Source organism: Pseudomonas sp. H3_E07 (assembly GCF_054668895.1).
Genome location: NZ_CP162795.1, coordinates 467898 through 493252, shown reverse-complemented (window position 1 = coordinate 493252; position 25355 = coordinate 467898). Strand labels below are relative to the sequence as shown.

Below are 25355 nucleotides of genomic sequence, written 5' to 3'. Positions count from 1 at the left end.
AACACCATGAACGATCAATGGATCGACGTCTGCGCCGTGGGCGAAATAGACGCGGAAGACGTGCTGCGCTTCGACCACGGCCCGCATACCTACGCGGTGTACCGTTCGGCCGAGAATGAGTTTTTCGCCACCGCCGGCCTGTGCACCCACGAGAACATCCACCTGGCCGACGGCCTGGTGATGGACCACGTGATCGAGTGCCCCAAGCACAACGGGCGCTTTGACTACCGCTCGGGCAAGGCCCTCGGCGCGCCGGTGTGCGTCAACCTCAAGACCTATCCGGTGCGGGTCGAAGCGGGGCGGGTGTTGCTCGCCGTCACGGTGTGATGATGAACGCCCCTCTGATCATCGTCGGCGCCGGCCATGCCGGTGGCCGTGCGGCACTGACCTTGCGTGAAGAAGGCTACACCGGGCGCCTGATTCTGATAGGCGATGAACCGCACTTGCCCTACGAGCGGCCGCCGTTGTCCAAAGGCCTGTTGCAGGGCACAGCGGACCTGGCCGGATACAGCTTGTGCGACCGCGCACGCCTGGCCGAACTGGGCATCGAGCACATTGCGGGTAACCCAGTGACGCATCTGCAGCCGCAGCAGCATCGCCTGCAACTCGCCGACGGCCAGTGGCTGCCGTATGCCGGTCTGCTGCTGGCCACTGGTGGCCGGGCGCGACGCTTGCCCCAGGAGCAGGCCCATGTGCTTTACCTGCGCACCCATGACGAGGCGCTGGCCCTGCGCAGTGCGTTGAAGGCTGGTACGCGGCTGGTGGTGGTCGGTGGTGGCTTTATCGGCCTGGAAGTGGCAGCGACGGCACGTGGCCTGGGCTGCGAGGTGACGCTGCTCGAAGCCGGCCCGCGCCTGGCGGGGCGGGTGTTGCCGCCGGTCATCAGCGAGGCGCTGCTGACGCTGCATCGTCAGCACGGGGTCAACGTTCGCTTGAATGTGGCCTTGGAATCCATCCAGGCCGACGCTGTGTGGCTGGTGGACGGGCAGTGCTTGCCCTGCGACCTGGTGGTGGTTGGCATCGGCATGCAACCCAATGTCGAATTGGCCGCAGCGGCGGGGTTGGAAGTAGGGCAGGGCATTCGCGTCGATAGCCACCTGCGCACCAGCGCGCCGGGCATTTATGCCGCCGGTGACGTGTGCGAGTTTCGCTTGGGTGGCGAATACCAGCGCCAGGAAACCTGGCGCAACGCCGAGGCCCAGGGGCGGCATGCGGCGCTGAACCTGCTGGGTCGCGAGCTGCCGTTCGAGGCACTCCCCGGTTTCTGGTCCGACCAGTACGACTGGGGCGTGCAGACCGTGGGTGTGATTACACCCTTGATGGTCAGCCGCCCATTGGCGAGCGGTGGCATGCTGCTGTTCTACCTGGATGCCGATCAGCGCTTGCAAGGTGCCTGCGGCTGGGCACCGGGCAACAGCGTGGCCAAGGACATAAAGCTCTGCGAACGCCTGATCAGCGCACACCTGTCGCTGGCCCCCGCCAGCCTGGCCGACCCCGAGCTGTCCCTCAAACACCTGCTGCGAGGCTGATATGCGCCAATTCCTGGTGTTCCAATCGCTGTGGGCCATGCAAACTGAACCCGGTTCGCTCGATGCCCAACTCGACCGCATCAAGGCCGCCGGTTTCGACGGCATTACCGACCATTACTTCAAGCCCGCTGAGGTCGCGCGCCTGCACGCCGCCGCCACGGCCAGGGGCCTGCAGATCGAAGGCCAGTTGTTTCCGCAAACGGTGGACGACCTGGCGGCCGCGCTGGATGTGATCAGCGGCTACGGCTGCCACCACCTCACCCTGCAAGCCGACGTACGCCCGCGTACCCAATCCGAGGCGGCCCGATTGGTCGAAGGCTGGCAGCGCCTGGCCGAGCAGGTGGACTATCCGGTGCTGCTGGAAACCCACCGTTATCGGCTCACCAATGACCTGCTGTTCACCCTCGACTTGCTGGCACAGATGCCCGACTTGAAACTGCTGGCCGACCTGTCCCACTACGTGGTCGGGCGTGAACTGCCCGAGCCTGGCGCCGCTGAGGACGACGAGCAGATTCGCCAAATTCTGCGCCACAGCTGGGGTTTCCACGGCCGCGTCGCCAGCAGCGAACAGGTGCAGGTCTCCCTGGACTTTCCCCAGCATCAAGCCTGGGTACGGCGTTTTACCGAGTGGTGGCGCTACGGGATCGAAGACTGGCTGACCCGGCCCGACACACCGCAGAGCCTGGCCTTTACTTGCGAACTGGGCCCGCCGCCCTATGCGATTACCGGCGCGGACGGTCGCGAAATCAGTGAGCGCTGGGCAGAAGCGCTGAAGATGCAGGCGTTGATTCGTGAAGTGTGGGAAAGCTGTCGGAAATGATCTGCTAATCTGCGCGGGTTCAATCTCGCCCTTTAGCCTGGACTTTCACCATGACGCCATCCTCCGTTCAGCCGCCCCTTGAGCCGCAATCTGTCTGCCATCCCATCACCAGTAGCGCGATTTTCATGGTTGCCACCGTCGCCCCCGGCGGTGAAGACCAGGTGCGTGGCTGGTGCGCGGACCTCGCCGGGCTGGTGCGCTCGGTGGGCAAGCGGGTGCCAGCGGGCAACCTGACCTGCGTCTGCGGGTTTGGCTCGGACGCGTGGGACCGACTGTTCGGTGCACCGCGCCCGGCGGCGCTGCACCCATTTCGCGAGTTCGGTGTGGAAGGGCGCAAAGCCGTGTCGACACCGGGGGATATCCTGCTGCATATCCGCGCCGAACAGATGGACCTGTGCTTCGAACTGGCCACCCACGTGATGGCGGCCCTGGGCGACAGCGTGAAGGTGGTGGATGAGGTCCAGGGTTTCCGCTATTTCGATATGCGCAGCATCATCGGCTTTGTCGACGGCACCGAGAACCCGGTGGGGCGCAAGGCCGTGGGGTTCACCATCGTCGGTGATGAAGACAACGAATTCCGAGGCGGCAGCTACGTACTGGTGCAGAAGTACCTGCATAACATGACCGCCTGGAACAGCCTGACAGTGGAGGCCCAAGAGAAGGTGATCGGGCGTACCAAGCTGTCGGATATCGAATTGGACGAAGAGACCAAGCCCAGCAATTCCCACAGCGCGCTGACGGTCATCACCGACAAGAACGGCGAGGAAGTGAAGATCCTGCGGGACAACATGCCTTTCGGCCGGCCGGGCGCAGGCGAGTTCGGCACCTACTTCATCGGCTATGCGCGCTCGCCGGAGCCTCTGGAATTGATGCTGGAAAACATGTTCGTCGGCCGTCCGGTCGGTAACTATGACCGCCTGCTGGACTTCAGCACGGCGGTCACCGGCGGCCTGTTTTTCGTGCCTTCGGCCGACCTTCTGGAGGAACTGGCCGAGCGCAAGCTGTAGGCGCGAGCTTGCTCGCGAGGGTCATCAACGATAACGCGGCGCCGCCCTTGTGTGCTTCGCGGGCAAGCTCGCGCCTACAGCAAGCCGGTGCTGACTGCCACGATCAGGAAGATCCCCAGCAACGCGCGATAGATTACGAACGGCCAGGTGGAGAACCGCTCCAGGAACTTCATCAGGCCCCAGATCGCAAAGAACGCCGAGATGCTCGCGACCACCAGGCCGAACAGCAAATGGGGCCAGGCATGGGCGGGCATATCGGCATGCAACAGCACCCACAGCTCCTTCAGGCCGGCGAGGGCGATGGCCGGTAGGCCGAGCAGGAACGAGAACCGCGCGGCCTCTTCACGCTTGAAGTTGAGGAACAGCGCGGCGGTGAGGGTGGAGCCGGAACGTGAGACGCCCGGAATCAGCGCACCAATCTGTGCAATGCCCACGATCAACGCATCCCGCAGGCGCATCTCACTAACCTCTCGGGTATGGCGTGCGCGCACTTCGGCCACCGCCAGCAGCACGGCCATGACCACGCAGGAAATGCCGATCACCATCAGCCCGCGCAACGGCGAGTTGCACGCATTCAGGGTCGAAGACAGCACCAGGCCGGCAATGCCGATAGGGATGGTCGCCAGCACAATCGCCACCGCCAGCTTGAACCAGCGGTCGTTGTAGTCACCTCGGCGTACCGCGCCGATGCTGCCGGTGGTCACTTGGCGCACATCGCGCCAGAAATAACTGACCACCGCCGCCAGCGCCGCCAATTGCATGGCCGCGGAAAACGCCGAGCCGGGGTCCTGCCAGCCGAGCAGGGCGGGTACTACGCGCATATGGGCGGTGGACGACACCGGCAGCAGCTCGGTAATGCCCTGGATCACGCCCAGGATGAAGATCTGCAGGTAATCCAGGGAGGCAAAACCTACATCCAGGCCGGCGGAACAGACGTTGCTCACAATACGTGTCCTTGAAAGAGGGGAGGCAATTTCGCGGAGTTTATTCGAAATGTTTCAGGGGGTTGGGGCAGGCAACACCTATTTGCAATCGGTTCAGCAAGTAGAAAGGTTGGCCGCTCTATTGGCCTGCTCCCAGGTTTTGTGAACAATGGCGCCCTGTGTTTTTTCACCGAGAGTCTCATGCCCGAAGTCACCGTCGAATTGATCCAGACCGGCCCGGAGCACGCCGAGCTGATCCGCAATCTTTACCAGTACTACGCCTATGAATCTTCTGACTGGGAACAGGAGGATGTCGAGGCCGATGGCCGTTTCTATATCCATGACGAACACCTGAGCCGTTACTGGCAGGACCCGCAATGGAGCGCCAACCTGCTGCTGGTGGATGGCTATATCGCTGGTTTCCTGTTGATCGAAGGCAGCGAGCTGCCGGGCATCGACGCCCTGGAGCTGGCCGACGTGTTCGTCCTCAAGCGCTATCGCCGCAAAGGCATCGGCCGCGCCATCGCCAGCCAGGTGCTGTGCAGCGGCGAAGCCGATTGGCTGGTGCGCTTCTATGATCAGGACGAAGTGTCCCAGGCGTTCTGGCGCACGGTGCTGGATAACCTGCCGCGTCCGGTGCAGACGATTGAGCTGGAGGATGACCCGCAGTTGGTGAGTTACCTGATTACGCGGGCGGCGTTGCACTGATTGACGCGCGCCGGCTCATCCCTGAAAGAGGCTTCGGCCTCTTTTTTTTGCCTGTGATTTAGCTGCTAATGTTTTTATATGCTTAAAAAAACATTTACAAGGATGATGCTTGCTGTGAATATGTTCAGGCGAATTTAAAAAAACAAAAACATCCGCGGTACTGATCTCGATCAGGCCATAACAACAACGACCTAACACAGGCTTGAAGCCGGCTCCTGCCCCTGGCCGGTCTTTTCAGCGAAGGAGAACATCTCCCGTGAATCGCTTACTCAATGGAACGCTGTGCGTCACCCTTGCATTGGGCGCCGGCCTTGCGCAGGCCGAGACCGCCTTGCGTGTCGGCCTGAACGCCGATATCCGTAGCACCGAACCCGGCGTCAACCGTGACGAAAATACCGACACGGTGATGCTGCACATCGTCGAGGGCCTGGTGGCCCACCGTGAAGACGCTTCCGTCGGCCCGTTGCTGGCCCGCGAGGTCAAACGCTCTGACGACGGCATGACTTACACCTTCACCTTGCGCGACAGGGTGCACTTCCAGAACGGTGCGACGCTGACCGCCCAGGACGTCAAGTGGACGTGGGAACGCTACCTCAACCCTAAGACCCAATGGCGCTGCCTGGCAGAGTTCGATGGCCGCGGTGGGGCGAAAATCACCGGCATCGACACCCCGGACCCCCTCACGGTTGTCTTCCACCTCGACCAGCCCAGCGGCCTGTTCCTGGCCTCGATGGCGCGCCCCGATTGTGGTGGCAGCGGCATCCTGCACCCCGACTCGCTGGCGGCGGACGGCAGCTGGAAAGCGCCGATTGGCACCGGCCCGTTCAGCCTCGGCGAATGGAAGCCCGGACAGTACGTAGTGCTGTCGCGCTTCAAGGACTACAGCCCGCGCGATGACGCCGGGCCGGACGGCTTTACCGGCAAGAAGACCGCCCTGGTCGACGCCGTGCGCTTCATGGTGATTCCCGATCCTTCGTCGGCCAAGGCCGCCTTGATGTCCAACAACATCGACCTGTTGCCCAACGTCAGCGCCAGCGACGCCCAAGAGCTGAAATCCACGCCGGGTGTGCAGATCTCGTTCAGCCCGATCATGGCCATCTGCGGCCTGCTGTTCCAGACCAACGACCCGCTGCTCAAGGATGTGCGCATCCGTCAGGCCATCGCCCATTCCCTCGACTACGGGCAGATGGTCACTGCGCTCTCCAACGGCACCTCCGAGCCGAACAACTCGGCGATCCCGCAAACCAGTCCGTTCTACAGCGCCACCGCCAAGCAGGGTTATCGCTATGACCCGCAGGAAGCCCAGCGCCTGTTGAAAGAGGCCGGCTACCACGGCCAGCCGATCAAGATGATCGTCAACAAACGCTATTCGCAAATGTTCGACATGGGCCTGCTGAGCCAGGCGATGGCCGTGGCCAGCGGCTTGAACATCCAGATGGAAACCCTGGAATGGGGCACCCAACTGGAACGCTACCAGAGTGGCAACTACCAGATGATGGCGTTCTCTTACTCCTCGCGCCTGGACCCGGCCACCAGCTTCGACTCGCTGATGGGCGACAAGACCAAGGAACCGCGCAAGGTCTGGGACAACCCACAGGCCCAGGCGGTGCTGCGTGACGCGGTGCGCGAGAGTGACACGGCCAAGCGCCAGGCGCTGTTCGACCAGTTGCACACCATGATGATCCACGACACGCCGATGGTGATCATCTACAACGGCACGGTCGCCGCAGCGCTGCGTGACAGCGTCAAGGGCTTCCATTCGTGGCCGGTGTCGTCGCCACGGCTGTGGGGCGTCAGCCTCGCGGCGCAATAACGGGGCCTCCAGCATGTTGCGTTTTATCCTGCAAAAACTGGCCATGGCGGTCCCCACCCTGTTGCTGATCTCAGTGATGGTGTTCGCGCTGATCCGTCTGATTCCGGGTGACCCGGCGCTGCTGATGCTCGGCGACATGGCCGACCCGCAAAGCCTGGCTGACATGCGCCACACCCTCGGCCTGGATCACTCGCTGGTGACGCAGTTTCTGATCTGGTTCAAGGCCGTGTTGAGCTTTGACCTGGGGTTTTCCATCAGCACCAAGCAGGCTGTGTTGCCGCTGATTCTCGACCGCTTCAGCGTCAGCGCGACCATCGTGCTGGTGGCTGTGCTGTTCGCCACGCTGATCGCGGTGCCCATTGGCCTGATTGCCGCGTGGAAACAGAACAGCGCGCTCGACCTGGGGCTGGTGTCCATCGCGACCTTGCTGCTGTCGATCCCCAGCTTCTGGCTCGGGTTGCTGTTGCTGCACGCGTTCGGCATCCAGCTCGGCTGGTTGCCGGTGGTGGGCTACGTCAGTTTCTCCCAGGCGCCGTGGCAAGCCATGAGCTACATGGTGCTGCCGGTGGTGACCTTGACCCTGGTGGAAGTCGGCGCGATCACCCGCATGGCGCGGGCCAGCACCATCGAAGTGCTGCGCCTGGAATACATCGCCCATGCCCGGGCCAAGGGCTTGTCGGAGCGCGCGGTGTTGTGGAAACACGCGTTGCCCAACGCCTTCGCGCCGACCTGGACCCTGGTGGGGCTGATTCTCGGCAACCTGCTGGGTGGCATCGCGGTACTCGAAACCGTGTTCACCCTGCCAGGCATCGGCCGGCTGATGGTGGACGCGATTTTCGCCCGCGATTATCCGGTGCTGCAGGGCTGCTTGCTGCTGATCACCTTTATCTACGTGCTGGTCAACCTGTGTGTGGATCTGCTCTATCCGCTGTTCGATCCAAGGGTGAAGTTATGAGTTCGACTATTGCCGTGCCCGTAGCGGCCAAGCGTCGGCGCGTGTGGGCGCCGGCCAACGCCTTGATCGGTGGCGGGCTGCTGGTGGTGTTGATTGCGCTGGCGTTGATGGGGCTGGTGTGGTCACCGTTCGACCCGCTGAAGATCGACCTGATGTCGCGCTTCCAGGCCCCGTCGGCTGCCCACTGGCTGGGCACCGACGAATTTGGCCGCGATGTGTTCAGCCGTCTGTTGATCGGCGCGCGCACCAGCTTGTGGGTGAGCCTGTTGACGGTCAGCGTTGCCGTGCTGGCAGGCACCTTGATTGGCATGCTTGCCGGTTACCTGCGCGGCTGGACTGACCGCGTGTTGATGATGTTCAACGACGCGCTGCTGGCTTTTCCCGGCATCCTCATGGCGCTGGGCATCATGGCGATCATCGGCGCAAGCAAGTACGGCATCGTGCTGGCCCTGGGCATCGCCTACACGCCGTCGGTGGTGCGCGTGGTGCGCGGCACCGTACTGTCCCTGCGTGAGCTGGAGTACATCGAAGCCTCGCGGGTGATCGGCAACTCCGAGCTGTACACCATGCTGCGGCACATCGCGCCGAACTGCCTGGCGCCATTATGCGTGCTGGCCACCAGCATGTTCGGCTGGGCGCTGCTGTCGGAAAGCGCCCTGAGCTTCCTCGGCCTGGGCGTACCGCCGCCGGCGGCGACCTGGGGCAACATGCTTGCCAGCAGCCGGCCGTACATCGCTTCGGCACCCTGGCTGGGGGTGTTCCCCGGGCTGTTTATCTGCCTGACATTGCTGGCGATCAACCTGTTTGGCGACGCCCTGCGTGATCGTCTTGACCCCCCGGATGAGGAAGTGAACATGTCCGCCGATCCTGTTTTGTTGAACGTCGAACACCTGAAGATCCGTGTGGGCGAACACGGCCCATTGGCGGTGGATGACCTGAGTTTCAGCATCGCGCCGGGTGAGATCGTGGCGCTGGTGGGGGAGTCCGGCAGCGGCAAGACCATGGCTGCCCGCGCGGCCATCGGCCTGCTGCCGTTGCCGATGCAAGTGTGCGGCGGACGTCTGGATTTCCAGGGGCGTGACCTGGCGAGTGTCAGCACTGAAGCGCTGCGTGCGATTCGCGGCGCCAGCATCGGCATGGTGTTCCAGGAACCGATGGTGTCGCTCAACCCGGCATTGAAAATCGGCCAACAGATGAGCGAAGCGCTCAAGCTGCACACCGACCTCGACCCTCCACAAATCCGCGAACGTTGCCTGACCATGTTGCGCCGTATCGGCATCAAGGCCGCCGAGCGCTGCCTGGAGTCCTATCCGCACCAATTCTCCGGTGGCATGCGCCAGCGCATCATGTTGGCCTCGGTGATGCTGCTGCGCCCGGCCTTGCTGATCGCCGACGAACCGACCACGGCCCTCGACTGCCTGGCGCAACTGGACGTGATCGAGTTGATGCTCGAACTGACCCGCGAGCAGGGCACCGCGATCCTGTTTATCAGCCATGACCTGTCGCTGGTAGCGCGGTACGCCCACAAGGTGGTGGTGATGCGTCACGGCAAGGCGGTGGAGCAGGGCAGCATCGAAGACATCCTGCTCGCGCCCAAGGCCGAGTACACCCGCCAGCTGTTGGAAGCGTTGCCGCGTCGGGGCGTGCTGGCGCCTTTGCCGGTCAGCAACGAGCCTTTGGTTGAAGTGGATCAGGTGTGCATCGAACACCCTGGGCCGACCACGTTCTGGGGCAAGCGTCAGCACACCCGCGTGGTGCATTCCGCCAGCCTGGTGATCGCCCCCGGCGAAACCCTGGCGCTGGTGGGCGGCAGCGGCTCGGGCAAGACCACCCTCGGGCGTTCCCTGGTGGGCCTGATCAAACCCTGTGCCGGCTCGATCCGCTTCAAAGGCGTGGACATCCTCAAGACCGCCAACCGTACCCATCGCCTGCAATGCCAGATGATCTTCCAGGACCCCTATTCGTCCCTGAACCCGCGGATGAAAATCGGAGAAATCCTCGCCGAACCGTTGCGCCACGAACCTGGCCTGAATGCCGCCGAGCGCCGTGAACGGGTAACGCAAACCCTCAAGGACATCGGCCTGGGCGAGCAGTTTGTCGAGCGTTTCCCCCACCAGCTCTCCGGCGGCCAGCGCCAGCGCGTCGCCATTGGCCGGGCATTGGTGCGACACCCGCAACTGGTGATTGCCGACGAACCGATCTCGGCGCTGGACATGACTATCCAGAAACAGATCCTCGAACTGTTCGAACGTCTGCAGGCGCAGTACGGTTTTGCCTGCCTGTTCATTTCCCATGACCTGGCGGCGGTGGAGCGCATTGCCCATCGGGTTGCGGTGATGCATCAGGGCAATGTGGTGGAAGTGGGCGCGCGCGAGCAGATCTTCGATCACCCGCAGCACCCGTACACCCGGCAACTGCTGGCCGCCGCCAGCCCGCTGGAGCAACTGCCGGACGGTGGCTACCGAATACGACCGGCCATTTAAACCCCTGATTTCACCCGGCGCGCAGACCCTCACGTCTGCGCGATGGGGAATGTCGTGCCCAGAAAAACAATAAGACCTACTCACCCATAACGACTGCCAGGAGCCAAGAACATGCACAACAACACTCTCAACCTGATCTTGAAGGGCGTCGGCCTCATGAGCGGGGGGCTGCTGTGTGCCCCGGCCCAGGCTGACTTCATCAAGGACAGCAAGGCAGATCTGGACCTCAAGAACTACTACTTCAACCGCGATTACCGTGAAGACGCCGGGCAATCCAAGCGTGAGGAATGGGCCCAGGGATTTATCCTCAACCTCAAGTCTGGCTTTACCGAAGGCACCGTCGGCTTTGGTGTGGACGTGGTAGGCATGCTCGGCCTCAAGCTCGATTCCAGCCCGGACCGCTCCGGCTCCGGCCTGTTGTCCAGGGACAACGATGCCACGCCGGGCAAGCCGAGCTATTCCAAGCGCGCCCATGACGAGTATTCCAAGTACGGCGTGACCGGCAAGGTGCGCTTCGCCCAGAGCGAGCTGCGCAGCGGTTACCTGCTGCCGGACCTGCCGACTTTGCAGCCCAACACCAGCCGACTGTTCCCGCAGACCTTCCGGGGCACTCAGGTGACGTCCACGGACATCGCCGGGCTGGCGTTGATCGGCGGGCAGATCGACCACACCAAGCAGCGCGAATCCACCGAATACGAAGACATGGGGCTGACCAGCCAGAGCGGTGCCTACAAAAGCACCGCCAAGAGTGATCGTTTCCGCTTTGCCGGTGGCGATTACAAGCTCACGCCGGGGATGACGTTGAGCTACCACTTTGCGCAGTTGGAGGATATCTACCAGCAGCATTTCGTAGGGCTGAAAAACAGCTTCGCCCTGGGCGGTGGCACGCTCAAGACGGATATCCGTTATTTCGATGCGGACAAGTCCGGTGCTGGCTTGGCGGGCAAGGTGGATAACCGTGCGCTGAGTACGCGGGCGATGTTCAGCTACAAGGGACACACTCTGGGTGGGGGGTATCAGGAGCAATATGGGGACACCCCGTTTACTTATGTGGACGGGACCAATACCTATCTGTTTTCCGAGTATCAGTTGAGTAATTTCTCGCAGACCAATGAGCGGGTCTGGCATGCGCGCTATGACTTTGATTTTGCGGCGCTGGGTGTACCGGGGCTGACGTTTTCAACGCGTTGGGCCAAGGGTGATCAGGCGCAGGTGAAGGGGTTTGCGGGGGAGGGACGTGAGTGGGAGCGGGATATCGATTTGGGGTATGTGTTTCAGTCTGGAACGCTGAAAGGGGTGTCGTTGCGTTGGCGCAATGGGTTGAGCAAGGCTAACTATTTACGGGATATGAATGAGAACCGGGTGATTGTCGGTTATACCGTGGCGCTTTGGTAATGAAAGTGGGGGCGACGTGGTGTGAGTGTGGGAGCTGGCTTGCCTGCGATGGCGGTCTGTCGGTGTACATGTCCATTGCGACAGGGGTTGCGTGTGTGGTTAAGGTCTGGCCGGTTTCGAGCGTGCTTCGAGGCCGGGTCGGGCCCGTCAGGGGCATGGGGGCGCGCCCCTCATCCCTTGTTGCGTGCCACGCGCAACTTGCTCGCCACATCCAGGTGTCGATGCAGCAGCGTCGACGCCCATTCGTTATCGCCTTGCTCCAGGGCATCCAGAATCGCCAGGTGTTCACAGCACGAGACCTTGACCCTTTCCTGATTGTTCACGGTGTGGAACTCGGTCAGTCGACGCAACCGGTTCTGCTGCTGGATCGCCTGCAGGATGTAGCCGTTGCCCGATGCCGCCGCCAACAGTTCGTGGAATTCGGCGTTGTATTCGATAAAGCGTTGCCCATCGACTTTGCCTTCCAGCAGTTCCATCTGGCGTTCGCGGCAACGACGGAATTGTTCGGGGTTGATCTTGAAGGTCGGCTCCAGCAACCCGGCTGGCTCCAGCAGCATGCGGAAGCGGTAGCTCTCGAAGCGAGTCTGCGGGCTATTCAGCGTCGGCAGGAACTGCCAGCCGTGCCCGTGCTTGCGTTGCATCACGCCTTCGTCGGAAAGGCGCAACAGGCAGCGGCGCAGCACGCTTTTGCCGACCCCATAGCGGCGCAGCAGGTCGCTCTCGGAGATCTGGTCGGGCAGCACCTGGTTCAGACGGTCGTCGATCAGCCGCGTGTACAACTCGTCCTCTTCGTTGTGCAGCTCGGTGAAGTGCTGCGCCAAGCCTTCGGTGGTTTCCAGCGGTACGCGATAGCCCTGTTGCGGCAGCGGCTCAATGGCTTTCTGTTCGGCCAGGTACGCCAGTGCGCTGCGAATGGGCGAGCGCGAGACGCCCAGGCGTTGGGCCAGTTCCACTTCCTTGAGGTGCAGACCGGGTTGCAGGTCGCCGCTGGCGATGGCGGCAAGGATCTGGCCGGCGACTTTGGTCTGCAGCGAGGTGAGTTGGGACATGGTGCGAGGTCGTTCCTGTGACAGGGGAGGCAAGGATACCCGGAAAAACTGAATTATAGGGGCCTCAAATACATCAGGTCCGCAGCGAATAAAACTTTATCTGCACTATTTGAAATATAAAAACATCATTGAGGACCCATCATGACCTACATCCCGCTGCCCAGAGCCTTGCCCCATGAGCGCGGCGTCGACCCGGCCGGCGTTGTTGACTTCCTCCAGGCCGTGACCGAGCAAGGCCTAGAGCTGCACAGTTTCCTGCTGTATCGCCAGGGTGCGGTGGTGGCCGAGGCGTACTGGCAGCCCTATTCGGCGCATCGCCTGCACGTGCAGCATTCGGCCACCAAGAGCTGGACGGCCACGGCGATCGGCCTGTTGATCGACGACGGTCGCTTGAGCCTCGATGCCAAGGTGGTGAGCTTTTTTCCCGAGCTGTGCCCGCAACCCATCAGCGCCAACCTGGCGGCCATGACCGTGGAAGACCTGCTGACCATGCGCACCGGTCACACCCGTGGCATTTCTGGCGGCGATTGGCGCAACCTGCAAAGCAGCTGGGTCGAAGCCTTTCTCAATGAGCCGGTGGACGAGCCACCTGGGCAGTCGTTTATCTATAGCAGTGCGTCAAGTTTCATGTTGTCGGCCATCGTCACCCAGGTCACTGGGCAGACGATGCACGCGTTGTTGCAGGCGCGCGTCCTCGACTATCTGGGCCTCGATCACCTGGAGTGGGACCTGGCTCCCGGTGGGTTCAACTCTGGAGGCAATGGCTTGAGTTGCACCAGCGAAGATTCGTTGAAGTTTGGCGTGTTGCACCTCAACCACGGCCAATGGCAAGGGCGCCAGTTGCTGTCGCCAGAGTGGGTCAGTGAGGCCACGCGCAATCAGGTGCAGGACGTGTGGATGGGTGAGTTCGACGGCAAGCAGTACCTGCCGCGCGACAAGAACAAAGCCAATGAAGCCCAGCGTGAAGGCTATGGCTACCAATGGTGGATGACCGAACACGGCGGTTATTACGCCTCGGGCGTGTTCGGCCAGCAGTGCATGGTGCTGCCGGAACAGGACACGGTGATTGTCTTCACCTGCGGCCTGCGCCTGGGGGAAAAGCGCTTGCACGCGGCGCTGTGGCAGCACCTGTTCCCGGCGCTGGGGCGTACCGCCGTTGATGCCAATGCCAGCCAGGCGCAACTGGATGCGCTGATCGACGGCCTGCGCCTGCCGACGCTGCAGGGTTTGCAAAGCTCGCCCGCCAGCCGTGCACTGCAGGGCCGTTTCGCCATTGAACCGAATGAGGATGGCGTGCGCGAAGTGGCCTTCGATTTCCAGGCGGATTACTGCGATTTCACCCTGGTGGATCATCGCGGCACTCATCACGTGCGCGCCGGTTTCCGACAGCCGATCGAGACCCTCACCAGCCTCACCGGCAATTACTTGCACCACCAGTATCAGCCTGAACAGACCGCCGTGGTCGCGCAGGCCTGCTGGTCCACGGAAGGTGAGTTACGTATGGACTGGCGCTTCGTCGAAACCGCCTTTGGCGACCACGTTACCGGCCGCGTGCAAGACGGGCGCCTGCGTTTCGACCGGGGCGTCAACACCAACGCCGGTGCCCTGCAACGCCCGACCCTGATCGGCTCACGAATCCCGCTTTAAGGAGTACAACCGATGACCTCTTCCCTGTGGGCACCCTTTACCGCGATGCGCCCCTTCAACCGCCAACCGATGCTGTTCGACCGCGCCGCCGGCATGCACTACACCACCACCGAAGGGCGCGATGTGCTCGATGCGATGGCCGGGTTGTGGTGCGTCAATGCCGGGCATGGCCAGCCCCGTATCGTCGAGGCCATTCGCGAAGCGGCAGGGCGCCTGGACTTTGTGTCCTCGTTCAAAATGAGCCACCCGGCGGCGCTGACCCTGGCGGATCAGTTGGTTGCCAAAGCGCCGGCCAACCTGGACAAGGTGTTCTTTACCAACTCCGGTTCCGAGGCCGTGGACACCGCTTTGAAGATCGCGCGCGCCTATCATCAGGCCCGAGGCGATAGCCGGCGCACCAAGCTGATCGGCCGCGCCAAGGGTTACCACGGCATGGGGTTTGGCGGTCTGTCGGTGTCGGGCATCGGCCGGCAGAAGCGTGACTTCGGGCCGTTGCTCGGCGACGTGGCGCACTTGCCGCTGCCCTATGACGCTGGCTCGCGTTTCAGCCTCGGCCAGCCGGAGCAGGGCGCGCATTACGCGGATGCGTTGCTGCACTTACTGGAAGTACACGACCCGGCTACGGTGGCGGCAGTGATTGTCGAACCGGTCACCGGCTCGGGTGGGGTCTACGCGCCGCCCCTGGGCTACCTGCAAAAGCTGCGCGAGATCTGTGATCGGCACGGCCTGCTGTTGATCTTCGATGAAGTCATCACTGGCTTCGGCCGCGTGGGCCATGGGTTCGCCGCCGAGGCCTTTGGCGTCACCCCGGACTTGATGACCTTGGCCAAGGGCCTCACCAACGGCGCGGTGCCCATGGGCGGCGTGCTGGTCAGCGGCGCGGTGTACGAGGCGTTCATGCAAGGCCCGGAACAGGCCATCGAGCTGATGCACGGTTACACCTATTCGGCCCATCCACTGGCCTGCGCTGCCGGTTTGGCGACCCTGGAGGTGCACGAAGAGCTGGGCCTCAATGCGCATGTGCGGCAGATTGCGCCGTTGTGGCAGAACACCGCGCTGGCCTTGCGTGAGCAGGCGCTGGTGCTGGATGTGCGTGCCATCGGCCTGCTTTGCGCGGTCGAGCTCAAGCCCCGCGAGGGCGCCCCCGGAGCGCGGGCGGCAGAGGTGGCCCAGCGGTGTTTCGAGGCGGGCGTACTGGTGCGCGCCTCCGGCGAAAACATCGTGCTGTCGCCGCCACTCATCATCAACCAGGAACAGGTCGCGCAGGTGTTCAGCGCCTTGGGCAAGGCACTTGAGGCGACGCGATGAATCACCTGGATTTTTACATCGACGGGCAGTGGGTCAAGCCTCTCGGCGGCGACACCTTGCCGGTGGTCGACCCGACGACGGAGCGAACCGTCGCCACCATCAGCCTCGGCACCCTGGCCGACCTCGACCGCGCCGTCACCGCGGCCAGGCGGGCCTTCGACAGCTATGGGCAATGGACGCGCGAGCAACGCCTGGAAGTGCTGGCGGCGATCATCGATGGCTATCGCCAGCACAGCGAAGCCCTGGCGCAATGCGTGCACCAGGAAATGGGCGCGCCGCTCTCGCTGGCGCGCAGTGCCCATGTGCCCGCGGGGTTGGGCCACTTGCAGCGTGCGTATGACGTGCTCAAGACGTATGCCTTCGAATATGCCCACGACAGCACCCTGATCAGCCGCGAACCGATAGGGGTGTGCGGCCTGATCACACCGTGGAACTGGCCACTCAACCAACTCACCTGCAAGCTCGCGCCGGCCCTGGCCGCGGGCTGCACGATGGTGCTCAAGCCCAGTGAAAAGGCGCCGCTGTCGGCGATGCTGCTGGCCGATATCCTGGACCATGCCGGGGTGCCCAAGGGCGTGTTCAACCTGGTCAATGGCGACGGTCCTACGATGGGCGACGGCATCGCCCGGCATGCCGGGATCGATATGGTCTCGTTTACCGGTTCCACCGGCGCGGGCATCGCTGTGGCCAAGGCGGCAGCGGACACGGTCAAGCGTGTCTCTCAGGAGCTGGGCGGCAAGTCGGCCAACCTGATTCTTGCCGATGCGGACCTGGACGCTGCCGTGCGACACGGTGTGAGCAGCTGTTTTCGCAACAGCGGCCAGTCCTGCAATGCGCCGACGCGCCTGCTGGTGCCCCGGGCCTTGCAAGCGCGGGCGGTGGCGATCGCCCAGGAGATTGCCGCGCAGGTCTGCTTTGACGATAGCAATCCAGCGACTGCCATGGGCCCCCTGGCCAACCAGGCGCAGTTCGAACGGGTGCAGGCGCTGTTGGCGGCCGTGGACATCCCACCGGTATGCGGTGGTGCAGGGCGGCCGCAAGGCATCAACCGCGGCTTCTACGTGAGGCCCACGGTCTTTGCCGATGTCCACCCCGACCTGCCGATTGCCCGCGAAGAGGTGTTCGGGCCGGTGTTGGTGATCATTCCCTACGACAGCGAAGAACAGGCGATTGCCATCGCCAATGACAGCCCCTATGGCCTGTCGGGTTACGTCACGGCCGGCACGCTGGAAGGCGCGCGCAGGGTCGCCCGCCGTCTGCGCACGGGGATGGTCCATCTCAATGGCAGCAAGGCGGATAACGGCGCGCCCTTTGGCGGGTACAAGCAGTCCGGTAATGGCCGTGAGTGGGGGGTATTTGGCCTGGAGGACTATCTGGAAGTGAAATCGCTGTTTGGCTATCAGCCTAACCTGGGATAAACAGCGCCTGCTGCATCACCTGCGGCGGCTGCCCAAACGCCCTTAAAAACGCCTGACGCATGCGCTCGCGATCCCCAAACCCGGTTTCGCGGGCCACCACCTCAACCGGGTGGCGACTGGTCTCCATCATCGCCCGTGCGGCTTCTACCCGAAGGGACTCGATGGCCTTGGCCGGCGTTTGCCCGGTTTCTTCACGGAACACTCGGCTGAACTGGCGCGGACTCAGGCGGGCGACATCGGCCAGGGCTTCCACGGACAGATCGTGGGTCAGGTTCTCGCGGGCGTAGGCCAGGGCCAGTTGTACGCGGTCCGATTTCGGGTCCAGTTCCAATAGCGCCGACAACTGCGATTGCTCACTGCCGCGCCGCTGGGCGATCACCAGCTTGCGCGCGATGCGGCGTGCCAGGTCGCTGCCCAAGTCGTTCTCCACCATGGCCAAGGCCAGGTCGACGCCGGCACTCATGCCGGCGCCGGTCCACACGTGGCCGTCGACGATAAACAGCTTGTCTTCTTCCAGGCGAATGTCCGGGTAGCGCTTGCGAAAGGCCGGGGCGTGAATCCAGTGGGTGGTGGTGCGCTTGCCTTCCAGCAGGCCGGCTTCGGCCAGCACGAAAATGCCCATGCACAATGAGGCGACGCGCCGCGACTGGGCCGAGGCGGCCTTGACCAGTTCCAGCAGGTTGGCTTCCGGCAGGCGGAATTCCAGGTAGCCGCTGACGATCAGGGTGTCGTAACCCTCCGGCCGGATCGGCGTGGTGTTCACCGAGAACCCTTGGGACGTCATCACCGCGCCGCCGCTCTCCGAGACCAGATGAAATTCATAGGCCGGCTCGCCGCGCAGCAGGTTCGCGCACTCGAACACCGAACCCAGGCTGAGGCTCAGGGATTGGAAGTTCGGGTAAACCATCAGCGCAACGCTGTGCATCGTCATTCTCCAAAGGGCGCGGGAAGGGGGATTGTCGGCGCGTGCCGGGTAAACGGCAACTGCCTTCGCGTCATGTCCGGAATCCTTGCGGATCTGACATTGTGCGGGTCTGGACAGCCTCCTAAGATTCCCTCAACGAACTAGACGACTGGTCTAATCGGACGGGATGAAGCATGAACAGCGAAACCAAAAGTGCAAAACAGACCATTCTGGATACCGCGCAACGTCTTGTCGGTCGCAAAGGATTTTCTGCGGTAGGCCTGAACGAAATATTGCAAGCCGCCCAAGTACCCAAAGGTTCGTTTTATCACTACTTCACCTCCAAAGATGCGTTCGGCGTCGTATTGCTCGACCACTACTTCGACCACTACGTGCACGGCATGCAGCAATTGTTCGACCAGCCGGGTTTAACCCTTCACGCCAAGTTGATGCGTTATTGGCAGTCTTGGATCGACAACCAGACCGGCTGTACCGATGCAGGCAAATGCCTTGCCGTCAAACTCGGTGCCGAGGTGTCAGACCTTTCAGAGCCGATGCGCCTGGCCCTGCAGCGCGGCACCGCACGCACCATCGGCTTGCTCGCCGAGGCCTTGCAGCAGGGCGTCGACGACGGTTCGGTCATCATTACGCAACACCCCGAAAGCCTGGCCCAGCGCCTGTATGCGTTGTGGCTGGGGACCAGCGTCATGAGCAAGATCACCCGCACAGCGGCGCCTTTCGACGAGGCACTGGGGTTGACCCGGCAGTTGTTGGGGCAGCCTGAACAGACTGACAACCACACTTATCGAGGCACTGGAAAATGAAAGTATTAATGGTACTGACCTCTCACGACCAGCTCGGCGATACCGGGCGCAAGACCGGCTTCTGGCTCGAAGAGTTTGCCGCCCCCTATTACGCGTTCAAGGACGCCGGTGCCGAGATTGTGCTGGCTTCACCGGCCGGCGGCCAGCCGCCTCTGGATCCGGTAAGCGACCAGCCGGACTTCCAGACCGAACAGACCCACCGCTTCGCCGCCGATACGGCTGCGCAACAGGCCCTGGCGACCACGCTGAAGCTGGATTCGGTCAACGCCGATGACTTCGACACCGTGTTCTACCCAGGCGGCCACGGCCCGCTGTGGGACCTGGCGGAGTCGCCGGTGTCGATCGCCCTGATCGAGTCCTTCGAGCGCGCTGGCAAGCCGATCGGCTTTGTCTGCCATGCACCGGGCGCCTTGCGTCACGTCAAGGCGGTCAATGGTCAACCGTTGGTCAAGGGGCGTCGCGTTACCGGGTTCTCCAACTCGGAAGAGGCAGCGGTGGAACTGACCGATGTAGTGCCGTTCCTGGTTGAAGATGAATTCAAGCGGTTGGGCGGCCTTTATGAGAAAGGTGCTGACTGGCAATCCTTTGTCATTACCGATGGTTTATTGGTAACCGGGCAAAACCCTGGTAGTTCCAGTGACGTCGCCAAAGCCCTGCTGACACTCACCGCTTAACTTAACTAACCGCTTACTGCATTGGCGACTTTTATAAGTCGCCAATGCTTTAGCACGTCCAGAATTTGGAAATTATTGAATGACTGACAATGTGCTTAATACCCCAGTAAAGCTGGGTCACCATACGCTGAACAACCGTATTGTGTTGCCGCCGTTGACACGCCAGCGCAGTGCCCAGCCGGGTGATATCGCCACCGACTTGATGGCTGACTATTACCGCCAGCGTGCCAGTGCCGGTTTCATGGTCAGCGAAGGCACACAGATTGAACCGCGTGGCCAGGGTTATGCCTGGACGCCAGGCATCTACACCCCGGCGCAGATTGACGGCTGGCGCAAGGTCACCGACGCGGTGCACGCCGAAGGCGGGGTGATCTTCGCCCAGCTGTGGCACGTTGGCCGGGTGTCCCATAACGCCTTGCAGCCAGACGGCGCGGCACCTGTCGCACCGTCGGCAATCCAGGCGCTGCAGGCCAAGGCCTTCATCGAAACGGCACCGGGCGAGGGTGAGTTGAAGCAACCGCCTGTGCCGCGTGCCTTGACCACCCTGGAGATCGAGGAACTGGTTTGGCACTACGCCCAGGCGGCGCGCAATGCGCTGGATGCCGGGTTCGATGGGGTCGAGATCCATTCGGCGAATGGTTACCTGGTCAACCAGTTCATCTCGGCCCACGCCAATCAGCGTGACGATGAATACGGTGGCTCGCTGCACAACCGCCTGCGCTTTCTGCGCGAGATCGTCGAAGCCGTCAGCGCAGTGGTCGGGCCAGAGCGCCTGGGGGTGCGTTTCTCACCGCTGTTCAGCGGCACTGATCAGGACCGGGTGTATATCGGCCTGGTGGAAGACGACCCGCACCACACCTACCTCGAAGCGATCAAGGTGCTGGAGGCGTCGGGCATCGCCTATGTGTCCATTGCCGAAGCCGACTGGGATAACGCCCCGGTATTGCCCGAATCGTTCCGCCGCGCAGTGCGCGAAACCTTCAGTGGGCGCATCATCTATGCCGGCCGCTACACCGCTGAACGCGGCGCTGATTTGGTCGAAGCCGGGCTGGCGGACTTGATCGCGTTCGGGCGGCCGTTCATTGCCAACCCAGACCTGCCGCAGCGGATTTTCAACGGATGGCCGTTGAATCCGCTGAAGGCCGAGGGTTTATATGGCGGGACGGCAGCGGGGTACATCGATTACCCGGTATACGCCGAGTAGTCCCGCAAAGCTGACCCATGTGGGAGCTGGCTTGCCTGCTCCCACACTGGATCTTCACAAGGCCACGATCAGCGTTACTCCACCCGCAACACAATCTTCCCAATATGATCCCCACCCTCCATCCGTGCATGGGCCTGGGCGGCGTCGGTGTAGGCGTACACCTTGTCGATAATCGGCAAGCAACGCCCGGCGGCCAGCACCGGCCAGATGTATTCGCGCAGTTGCTCGGCGATGGCGGCTTTTTCGTCTTTGCTGCGTGCCCGCAGGAGTGAGCCAGTAATCACCGCACGTTTGGCGAGGATGCTCAGCAGGTCGACATCATTGGCCTTGCCGCCTCCCAGGAACCCCAGCATCACCAGGTGACCGTCCATGGCCAGGGCCTTGAGGTTGTTGTTGAAGTACGAGGCGCCCATGATGTCGAGGATCACATCGACGCCCTGATTGTCGGTCTGCTGCGCAATGACGTCGGCAAAATCCTGCTCGCGATAATTGATGGGCTCGGCGCCCAGCTTGGCAATCGCTGCACACTTATCGGCGCTGCCAGCGGTGGCGAAGGCCTGGATGCCGAACTCGCGGCACAGCATCAGTGCGGTGGTGCCGATACCGCTGGTGCCGCCATGGATCAGCACGCGCTGGCCGGTGTGCGCATCGCCGAGGCCGAACAGGTTGGCCCATACGGTGAAGAACGTTTCCGGTACCGCAGCAGCTTGAATCCAATCCATGCCTTCAGGAATGGGCAGGGCCTGACTGGCCGGCACGCTGCAAAACTGCGCGTAGCCACCGCCGTTGGTCAGAGCACAGACTTTGTCGCCCAACTGGTATTCGCTCACGCCTTCGCCCAGCGCCACGACTTCACCGGCTACTTCCAACCCTGGAATCGGACTGAAGCCCGGTTTCATCGGGTACTTGCCGGCGCGTTGCAGGGCGTCAGGCCGGTTGACCCCGGCGGCATGCACGCGGATCAGGATCTCGCCGGGGCCTGCGACAGGCACCTCGGCGTGGCGTGGTTGCAGCACCTCAGGCCCGCCGGGGGTGGTGATTTCGATCAGGGTCATTTCTTGAGGAAGCGTCATTTCAGATTACCTGCAGCGATGAGCGTATGGGTTGGGACCGTGTCGAGCGGCCGACGGTTCAGCACAATCATGCCGAGTTCCAGTGCCAATGCGACCACAATGGCCCCGGCAGCGATCATGAACAACAGCGCATGCTGGCCGCCGCTGCTGTTGAACAGCGCCGAGTAGGCAAACCCGGACAGCGCCTGGAACGTCGCGAAGGACACCGTGGCGCGGCTCCACGCCACGTGTTGCTGATGATGGTTGGGCAGCAGTTCATGCACCCGCGCCAGTGCCAGCGGCACGATACCTGGCGGGAAGGAACCGAGGACCACCGCGAGCACCGCCAGGGCGGTAAAGGAGCCGGTAAACGGCAACAGGCCGACCGCAATCGCCTGCACCACCAGCACCACGCGGATACTCAAGCGGGCACCGAGTTTGTCGGCGAGGAACCCATAGGTCACCGGCCCCACAATCGCGCCCAGGCCGTACATTACCCAGATCATTGCGCCGATATGCGCACCGTCACCCAGGCCTCGGGCCACGTAGTCGACCAGGAACACCATCGCCGGCACCAGGCCCGCGGCCATGAAGGCGTACTGGGCAAACAGCAGGTACACGCCGGAGGGTGTCCGCGCTGAAGTGCCCGTGGGGGCCGCTGCTTCATGCAGTGTGCCGGTGGGCCAGGCGAACCAGCTGGCGCCCGTCAACACCAGCGCCAATAGGCCCAGGCCAAACCAGGTCTGTTGCAAACCCAGGTTCAACAAGGGCGGTACGAGGGTGCCGGAGCCAGCAATGCCCAGGCCGATACCGAGGAAGATCGCGCCGCTGGCCAAGCCACGGCGTGCCGCCGGTACGTGGGGCAACACGGTCGCCGCCACCAACACCATGATCGCGCCACCGGCAATCCCCGACAGCAGCCGCCAGGCGAAGAACCACACCACCGAAAACGGGAAGCCACAGGCGAAGAACGCCAGGGTCACCGCCACCATCATCATGCGCAGCGCGGTCTTGTTCGAGGTGCGCTGGGCGATGGGGCGGCCGAGCAGCGCGCCGATCAGGTAACCCACCAGGTTGGCGGCGCCGAGGTAGACCACATCATTGGCGGAAAACCACTGCGCCTGGATCAAGGTCGGGATCAACGGCGTATAGGCGAACCGCGCCAGGCCGATACTGACCAGGCTGGCGCAGAGGCCGGCAAAGATGGGCAGCCAGACTGAGCTGCGGGGTGGGGCGTGTGTGTCGAGCATGATGGCGGTCCCGGGTATTTTTCTCTGGCGCCCAGCATATCCGGGTTTTCTGATGCAATAATGCTGCGATTAAACGGCACACCGATGCATATATGCATCACGAGGAGCAGGCATGAATTGGGATGATGCACGGGTCTTTCTGGCGGTCTGCCGCGAATCCACACTGCGCGGCGCCGCACGGGTGTTGGGCGTGGATCAGGCCACGGTGGGTCGGCGGGTCAACGCGCTGGAAAAGTCCTTGAGCGCCACCTTGTTTCTGCGCACGTCCGAAGGTTACGCACTCACGGCAGTAGGCGAAGCCGCGTTGCTCTCGGTGGAGAAAATGGAACGCTCAGCCCTCGACCTGGAGCGCCAGATCCAGGGCCTGGATGACCGCCTGACCGGCACCGTGCGGGTCAGCACCACCGACTCCCTGGCCATCGACTTCCTGATTCCGTCGATTGCACGCCTGCACGACAAACACCCCGACGTGCGCGTGCAACTGGATGCCTCCACCCAGATCCTCAGCCTGGCCAAGCGCGAAGCCGATATCGCCGTGCGCAACACCCGCCCGGACAACCCCGACCTGATCGCCCGGCGCATTGCACGCTGGCCGGTAGGGCTGTTTGCCTCTCAGGACTACATCGACCGCCACGGCGTGCCGGAGCAGGGAAGCCTGTTCGAAGGCCATGACCTGGTCGTCTACCAACCCTACCTGCAAAGCCAGAAGGACATGACCCTGGTCGCTGAACCCCCGGGGCGCGGGCGCATTGTCGCGGCCTTGAGTTCCAGCCTGCTGGTGCGCCGCTCCATTGCGGCCGGCATCGGCGTCGGCGAGATCCCGGTGTACACCGGCGAACGTGATGGGCTGGTGCGTCTGTGGCCCGAGCGCACGCGGCCCTTGCCGTATGACGTGTGGCTGGTGACCCACGCCGACCTGCGCCATACCGCACGGGTGCGGGTGGTGATCGATGAAATTGTCGCGGCATTTGCGGGCACGGGGGAGTAGTCAGCACAGGCTTGCAATTTCCTGTGGTGTGGCGGGCCCACAATCGCCTCCGATATCACCGTCGCGCAGGTGCCGGCGGTGTTCACCCAGGCAGGTCGCTTATGAACGAATCAAAAACTCAGGATATTGGGCTGTTGTTTCTGCGGGGCAGCGGGGCGCTGTTCCTGCTTTGGGTACACGGTTTGCCCAAGGTGTTGAACTACAGCGAACAGCTGAAGGTGATCGAAGACCCGTTTCACTTGGGGGCGCACGTCACGCTGTTGCTGGCGATTTTCGCCGAAGTGCTGTGCCCTTTGTTGATCGTTGCGGGGGTGTTGGTGCGCCTGGCGTGCCTGCCGATCCTGGCGGTGCTGTTGATCGCCATGCTGGTGGTGCACCCGGAGTGGACGTTGTTTGAGGGGCAATTCGGCTGGCTGTTGTTGATCATCTTCACCAGTGTACTGATTGCCGGGCCGGGGCGGCTGGTATTGAACCAACGTTTCTCTTGAGCAAAAAAAGGCCGGGCAAGCCCGGCCGAAATAAGGAGAGGGTGGTACAGGTATTTCAGCGGTTCAGGAACGCCAGCAGGTCTTCATTCAAGGCCTGGGCATGGGTCACGGCGAATCCGTGTGGCGCCTCTTTGTAGACTTTCAGTTCGGCGCCTTTGATCGAGGCCGCGGCGACTTTGCCGGTGGTCTCGAACGGTACGATCTGGTCGCCGTCCCCGTGGATGACCAGGGTCGGTACGTCGATCTTGGCCATGTCCGGGCGGAAGTCGGTCTCGGAGAAGGCGGTGACGCAATCCACGGTCGATTTGAGGGACGCCAGCATCGCGATTTGCAGCGTTTGGGTCAGTACGCCTTCAGAGACCGTCTGGCCCTTGTTGATGCCGAAGAACGGTGTGTTGAAATCGCTGATAAATTGCGCGCGGTCCTTCAGCAGGCCGGCCTTGATGCCGTCGAACACGTCTTTGGGCACGCCTTGCGGGTAGTCTGGTTTCTGGCCGAAGATCGGCGTGACCGCACCCAGCAGCACCAGGCCGGTAACGCGAGCACTGCCGTGGCGCGCGATATAACGCGCCACGTCGCCGCCGCCCATGGAGAAGCCCACCAGGGTCACGTCCTTGAGGTCCAGGTGTTCGATCAACTGCGCGATATCGTCGGCGAAGGTGTTGTAGTCGTTACCGGTCCACGGCTGGTCAGAGCGGCCGAAGCCACGGCGGTCGAACGCGATGGTGCGAAAGCCACGGCTGCTGAGGTATTCCATCTGGTATTCCCACATGTCGGCGTCCAGTGGCCAGCCGTGGCTGAACAGCACGGGCTTACCGCTGCCCCAGTCCTTGAAGTAGATCTGGGTACCGTCTTTGGCAACAAAAGTGCTCATGGAAAACTCCTTGGGTAGCGAAAAAAGCTCAGCGTCACTATT

The 25355-nt window shown here is 62.6% G+C and carries 23 protein-coding genes and 1 pseudogene; 18 read left to right on the top strand and 6 right to left on the bottom strand.

The annotated features are described in order from the left end of the window. The first annotated feature begins 6 nt into the window (after positions 1 to 6). The 4 genes from AB4O08_RS02075 to AB4O08_RS02060 are packed head-to-tail and all read left to right on the top strand — an operon-like array spanning position 7 to position 3356. Positions 7 to 327, top strand: a complete 321-nt coding sequence (locus tag AB4O08_RS02075) for a MocE family 2Fe-2S type ferredoxin (RefSeq protein ID WP_010211196.1) — start codon at positions 7 to 9, stop codon at positions 325 to 327. 2 nt (positions 328 to 329) lie between these two features. Beyond that, positions 330 to 1529: an NAD(P)/FAD-dependent oxidoreductase gene (locus tag AB4O08_RS02070; RefSeq protein WP_154973647.1), complete on the top strand. Its 1200-nt coding sequence runs from the start codon at positions 330 to 332 to the stop codon at positions 1527 to 1529. 1 nt (position 1530) lies between these two features. Beyond that, positions 1531 to 2349 (top strand): sugar phosphate isomerase/epimerase family protein, encoded by an 819-nt coding sequence (locus AB4O08_RS02065; RefSeq protein ID WP_010211194.1) that lies wholly within the window; start codon positions 1531 to 1533, stop codon positions 2347 to 2349. Between the two features lie 50 nt (positions 2350 to 2399). Then, entirely contained in the window at positions 2400 to 3356 is a 957-nt protein-coding gene (locus tag AB4O08_RS02060) for a Dyp-type peroxidase (protein WP_029529177.1), read from the top strand. Positions 3357 to 3430: 74 nt separating this feature from the next. Here AB4O08_RS02060 and AB4O08_RS02055 read toward each other — a convergent pair whose 3' ends face one another. Beyond that, positions 3431 to 4300 carry an undecaprenyl-diphosphate phosphatase gene (locus AB4O08_RS02055; RefSeq protein WP_010211192.1) on the bottom strand — a complete coding sequence of 290 codons (870 nt, stop codon included), beginning with the start codon at positions 4298 to 4300 and terminating at the stop codon, positions 3431 to 3433. A 180-nt stretch (positions 4301 to 4480) separates the two neighbouring features. On the opposite strand from AB4O08_RS02055, the gene AB4O08_RS02050 reads away from it, so the two are divergent. From AB4O08_RS02050 to AB4O08_RS02025, 6 genes and pseudogenes are all read left to right on the top strand, one after another. Beyond that, complete coding sequence (locus AB4O08_RS02050) at positions 4481 to 4987, top strand: GNAT family N-acetyltransferase (protein ID WP_010211191.1); 507 nt, start codon at positions 4481 to 4483, stop codon at positions 4985 to 4987. A 256-nt stretch (positions 4988 to 5243) separates the two neighbouring features. Further along, a complete protein-coding gene (locus AB4O08_RS02045; protein ID WP_010211190.1) occupies positions 5244 to 6800 on the top strand; it encodes an ABC transporter substrate-binding protein in 1557 nt (518 codons plus the stop codon). Positions 6801 to 6813: 13 nt separating this feature from the next. Then, a complete protein-coding gene (locus AB4O08_RS02040; RefSeq protein WP_010211189.1) occupies positions 6814 to 7755 on the top strand; it encodes an ABC transporter permease in 942 nt (313 codons plus the stop codon). Beyond that, positions 7752 to 8531: pseudogene (locus AB4O08_RS02035) on the top strand (ABC transporter permease); the annotation flags it as partial. The gene AB4O08_RS02040 and the pseudogene AB4O08_RS02035, both read left to right, overlap by 4 nt. 78 nt (positions 8532 to 8609) lie before the next feature. Continuing rightward, positions 8610 to 10238, top strand: a complete 1629-nt coding sequence (locus tag AB4O08_RS02030) for an ABC transporter ATP-binding protein (RefSeq protein ID WP_021493324.1) — start codon at positions 8610 to 8612, stop codon at positions 10236 to 10238. Between the two features lie 156 nt (positions 10239 to 10394). Next, positions 10395 to 11633: an OprD family porin gene (locus AB4O08_RS02025; RefSeq protein WP_460114859.1), complete on the top strand. Its 1239-nt coding sequence runs from the start codon at positions 10395 to 10397 to the stop codon at positions 11631 to 11633. Between the two features lie 170 nt (positions 11634 to 11803). On the opposite strand, the gene AB4O08_RS02020 is transcribed toward AB4O08_RS02025, so the two are convergent. Next, positions 11804 to 12682, bottom strand: coding sequence for a GntR family transcriptional regulator (locus tag AB4O08_RS02020; RefSeq protein WP_010211184.1), 879 nt, complete (start codon positions 12680 to 12682; stop codon positions 11804 to 11806). 141 nt (positions 12683 to 12823) lie between these two features. On the opposite strand from AB4O08_RS02020, the gene AB4O08_RS02015 reads away from it, so the two are divergent. The 3 genes from AB4O08_RS02015 to AB4O08_RS02005 are packed head-to-tail and all read left to right on the top strand — an operon-like array spanning position 12824 to position 17055. Then, the gene (locus AB4O08_RS02015) at positions 12824 to 14329 is read left to right on the top strand and encodes a serine hydrolase domain-containing protein (RefSeq protein WP_010211182.1); all 1506 of its coding nucleotides are present in this window, start codon (positions 12824 to 12826) and stop codon (positions 14327 to 14329) included. A gap of 12 nt (positions 14330 to 14341) precedes the next feature. Further along, positions 14342 to 15637: an omega-aminotransferase AptA gene (aptA, locus tag AB4O08_RS02010; protein ID WP_069672687.1), complete on the top strand. Its 1296-nt coding sequence runs from the start codon at positions 14342 to 14344 to the stop codon at positions 15635 to 15637. Then, positions 15634 to 17055, top strand: coding sequence for an aldehyde dehydrogenase family protein (locus AB4O08_RS02005; protein WP_044286990.1), 1422 nt, complete (start codon positions 15634 to 15636; stop codon positions 17053 to 17055). The genes aptA and AB4O08_RS02005 overlap by 4 nt, the downstream gene beginning before the upstream one ends. Here AB4O08_RS02005 and AB4O08_RS02000 read toward each other — a convergent pair. Continuing rightward, entirely contained in the window at positions 17042 to 17980 is a 939-nt protein-coding gene (locus AB4O08_RS02000; RefSeq protein WP_010211178.1) for a GlxA family transcriptional regulator, read from the bottom strand. The two genes, AB4O08_RS02005 and AB4O08_RS02000, sit on opposite strands and share 14 nt — an antisense overlap. A 173-nt stretch (positions 17981 to 18153) precedes the next feature. On the opposite strand from AB4O08_RS02000, the gene AB4O08_RS01995 reads away from it, so the two are divergent. The 3 genes from AB4O08_RS01995 (at position 18154) to AB4O08_RS01985 (ending at position 20661) form a co-directional block, all read left to right on the top strand. Next, positions 18154 to 18783, top strand: a complete 630-nt coding sequence (locus AB4O08_RS01995; RefSeq protein ID WP_236266783.1) for a TetR/AcrR family transcriptional regulator — start codon at positions 18154 to 18156, stop codon at positions 18781 to 18783. Further along, the gene (locus tag AB4O08_RS01990) at positions 18780 to 19457 is read left to right on the top strand and encodes a type 1 glutamine amidotransferase domain-containing protein (RefSeq protein WP_010211175.1); all 678 of its coding nucleotides are present in this window, start codon (positions 18780 to 18782) and stop codon (positions 19455 to 19457) included. Before AB4O08_RS01995 ends, AB4O08_RS01990 begins: the two co-directional genes overlap by 4 nt. 79 nt (positions 19458 to 19536) lie before the next feature. Further along, on the top strand, positions 19537 to 20661 hold the full coding sequence (locus tag AB4O08_RS01985; RefSeq protein ID WP_236266782.1) for an alkene reductase: 1125 nt from the start codon (positions 19537 to 19539) through the stop codon (positions 20659 to 20661). Positions 20662 to 20735: 74 nt separating this feature from the next. On the opposite strand, the gene AB4O08_RS01980 is transcribed toward AB4O08_RS01985, so the two are convergent. Together AB4O08_RS01980 and AB4O08_RS01975 are read right to left on the bottom strand one after the other, a co-directional pair. After that, positions 20736 to 21734, bottom strand: a complete 999-nt coding sequence (locus AB4O08_RS01980; protein WP_021493320.1) for an NAD(P)H-quinone oxidoreductase — start codon at positions 21732 to 21734, stop codon at positions 20736 to 20738. Beyond that, positions 21731 to 22963 (bottom strand): YbfB/YjiJ family MFS transporter, encoded by a 1233-nt coding sequence (locus AB4O08_RS01975; RefSeq protein WP_236266781.1) that lies wholly within the window; start codon positions 22961 to 22963, stop codon positions 21731 to 21733. The genes AB4O08_RS01980 and AB4O08_RS01975 overlap by 4 nt, the downstream gene beginning before the upstream one ends. Positions 22964 to 23075: 112 nt before the next feature. Here AB4O08_RS01975 and AB4O08_RS01970 point away from each other — a divergent pair, with 112 nt between their 5' ends. Then, positions 23076 to 23951, top strand: coding sequence for a LysR family transcriptional regulator (locus tag AB4O08_RS01970; protein WP_010211170.1), 876 nt, complete (start codon positions 23076 to 23078; stop codon positions 23949 to 23951). A 101-nt stretch (positions 23952 to 24052) separates the two neighbouring features. Beyond that, positions 24053 to 24439, top strand: a complete 387-nt coding sequence (locus tag AB4O08_RS01965; protein WP_010211169.1) for a DoxX family protein — start codon at positions 24053 to 24055, stop codon at positions 24437 to 24439. Positions 24440 to 24494: 55 nt separating this feature from the next. Here AB4O08_RS01965 and AB4O08_RS01960 read toward each other — a convergent pair whose 3' ends face one another. Continuing rightward, complete coding sequence (locus AB4O08_RS01960) at positions 24495 to 25313, bottom strand: alpha/beta fold hydrolase (protein WP_460114671.1); 819 nt, start codon at positions 25311 to 25313, stop codon at positions 24495 to 24497. Positions 25314 to 25355: the final 42 nt, after the last annotated feature.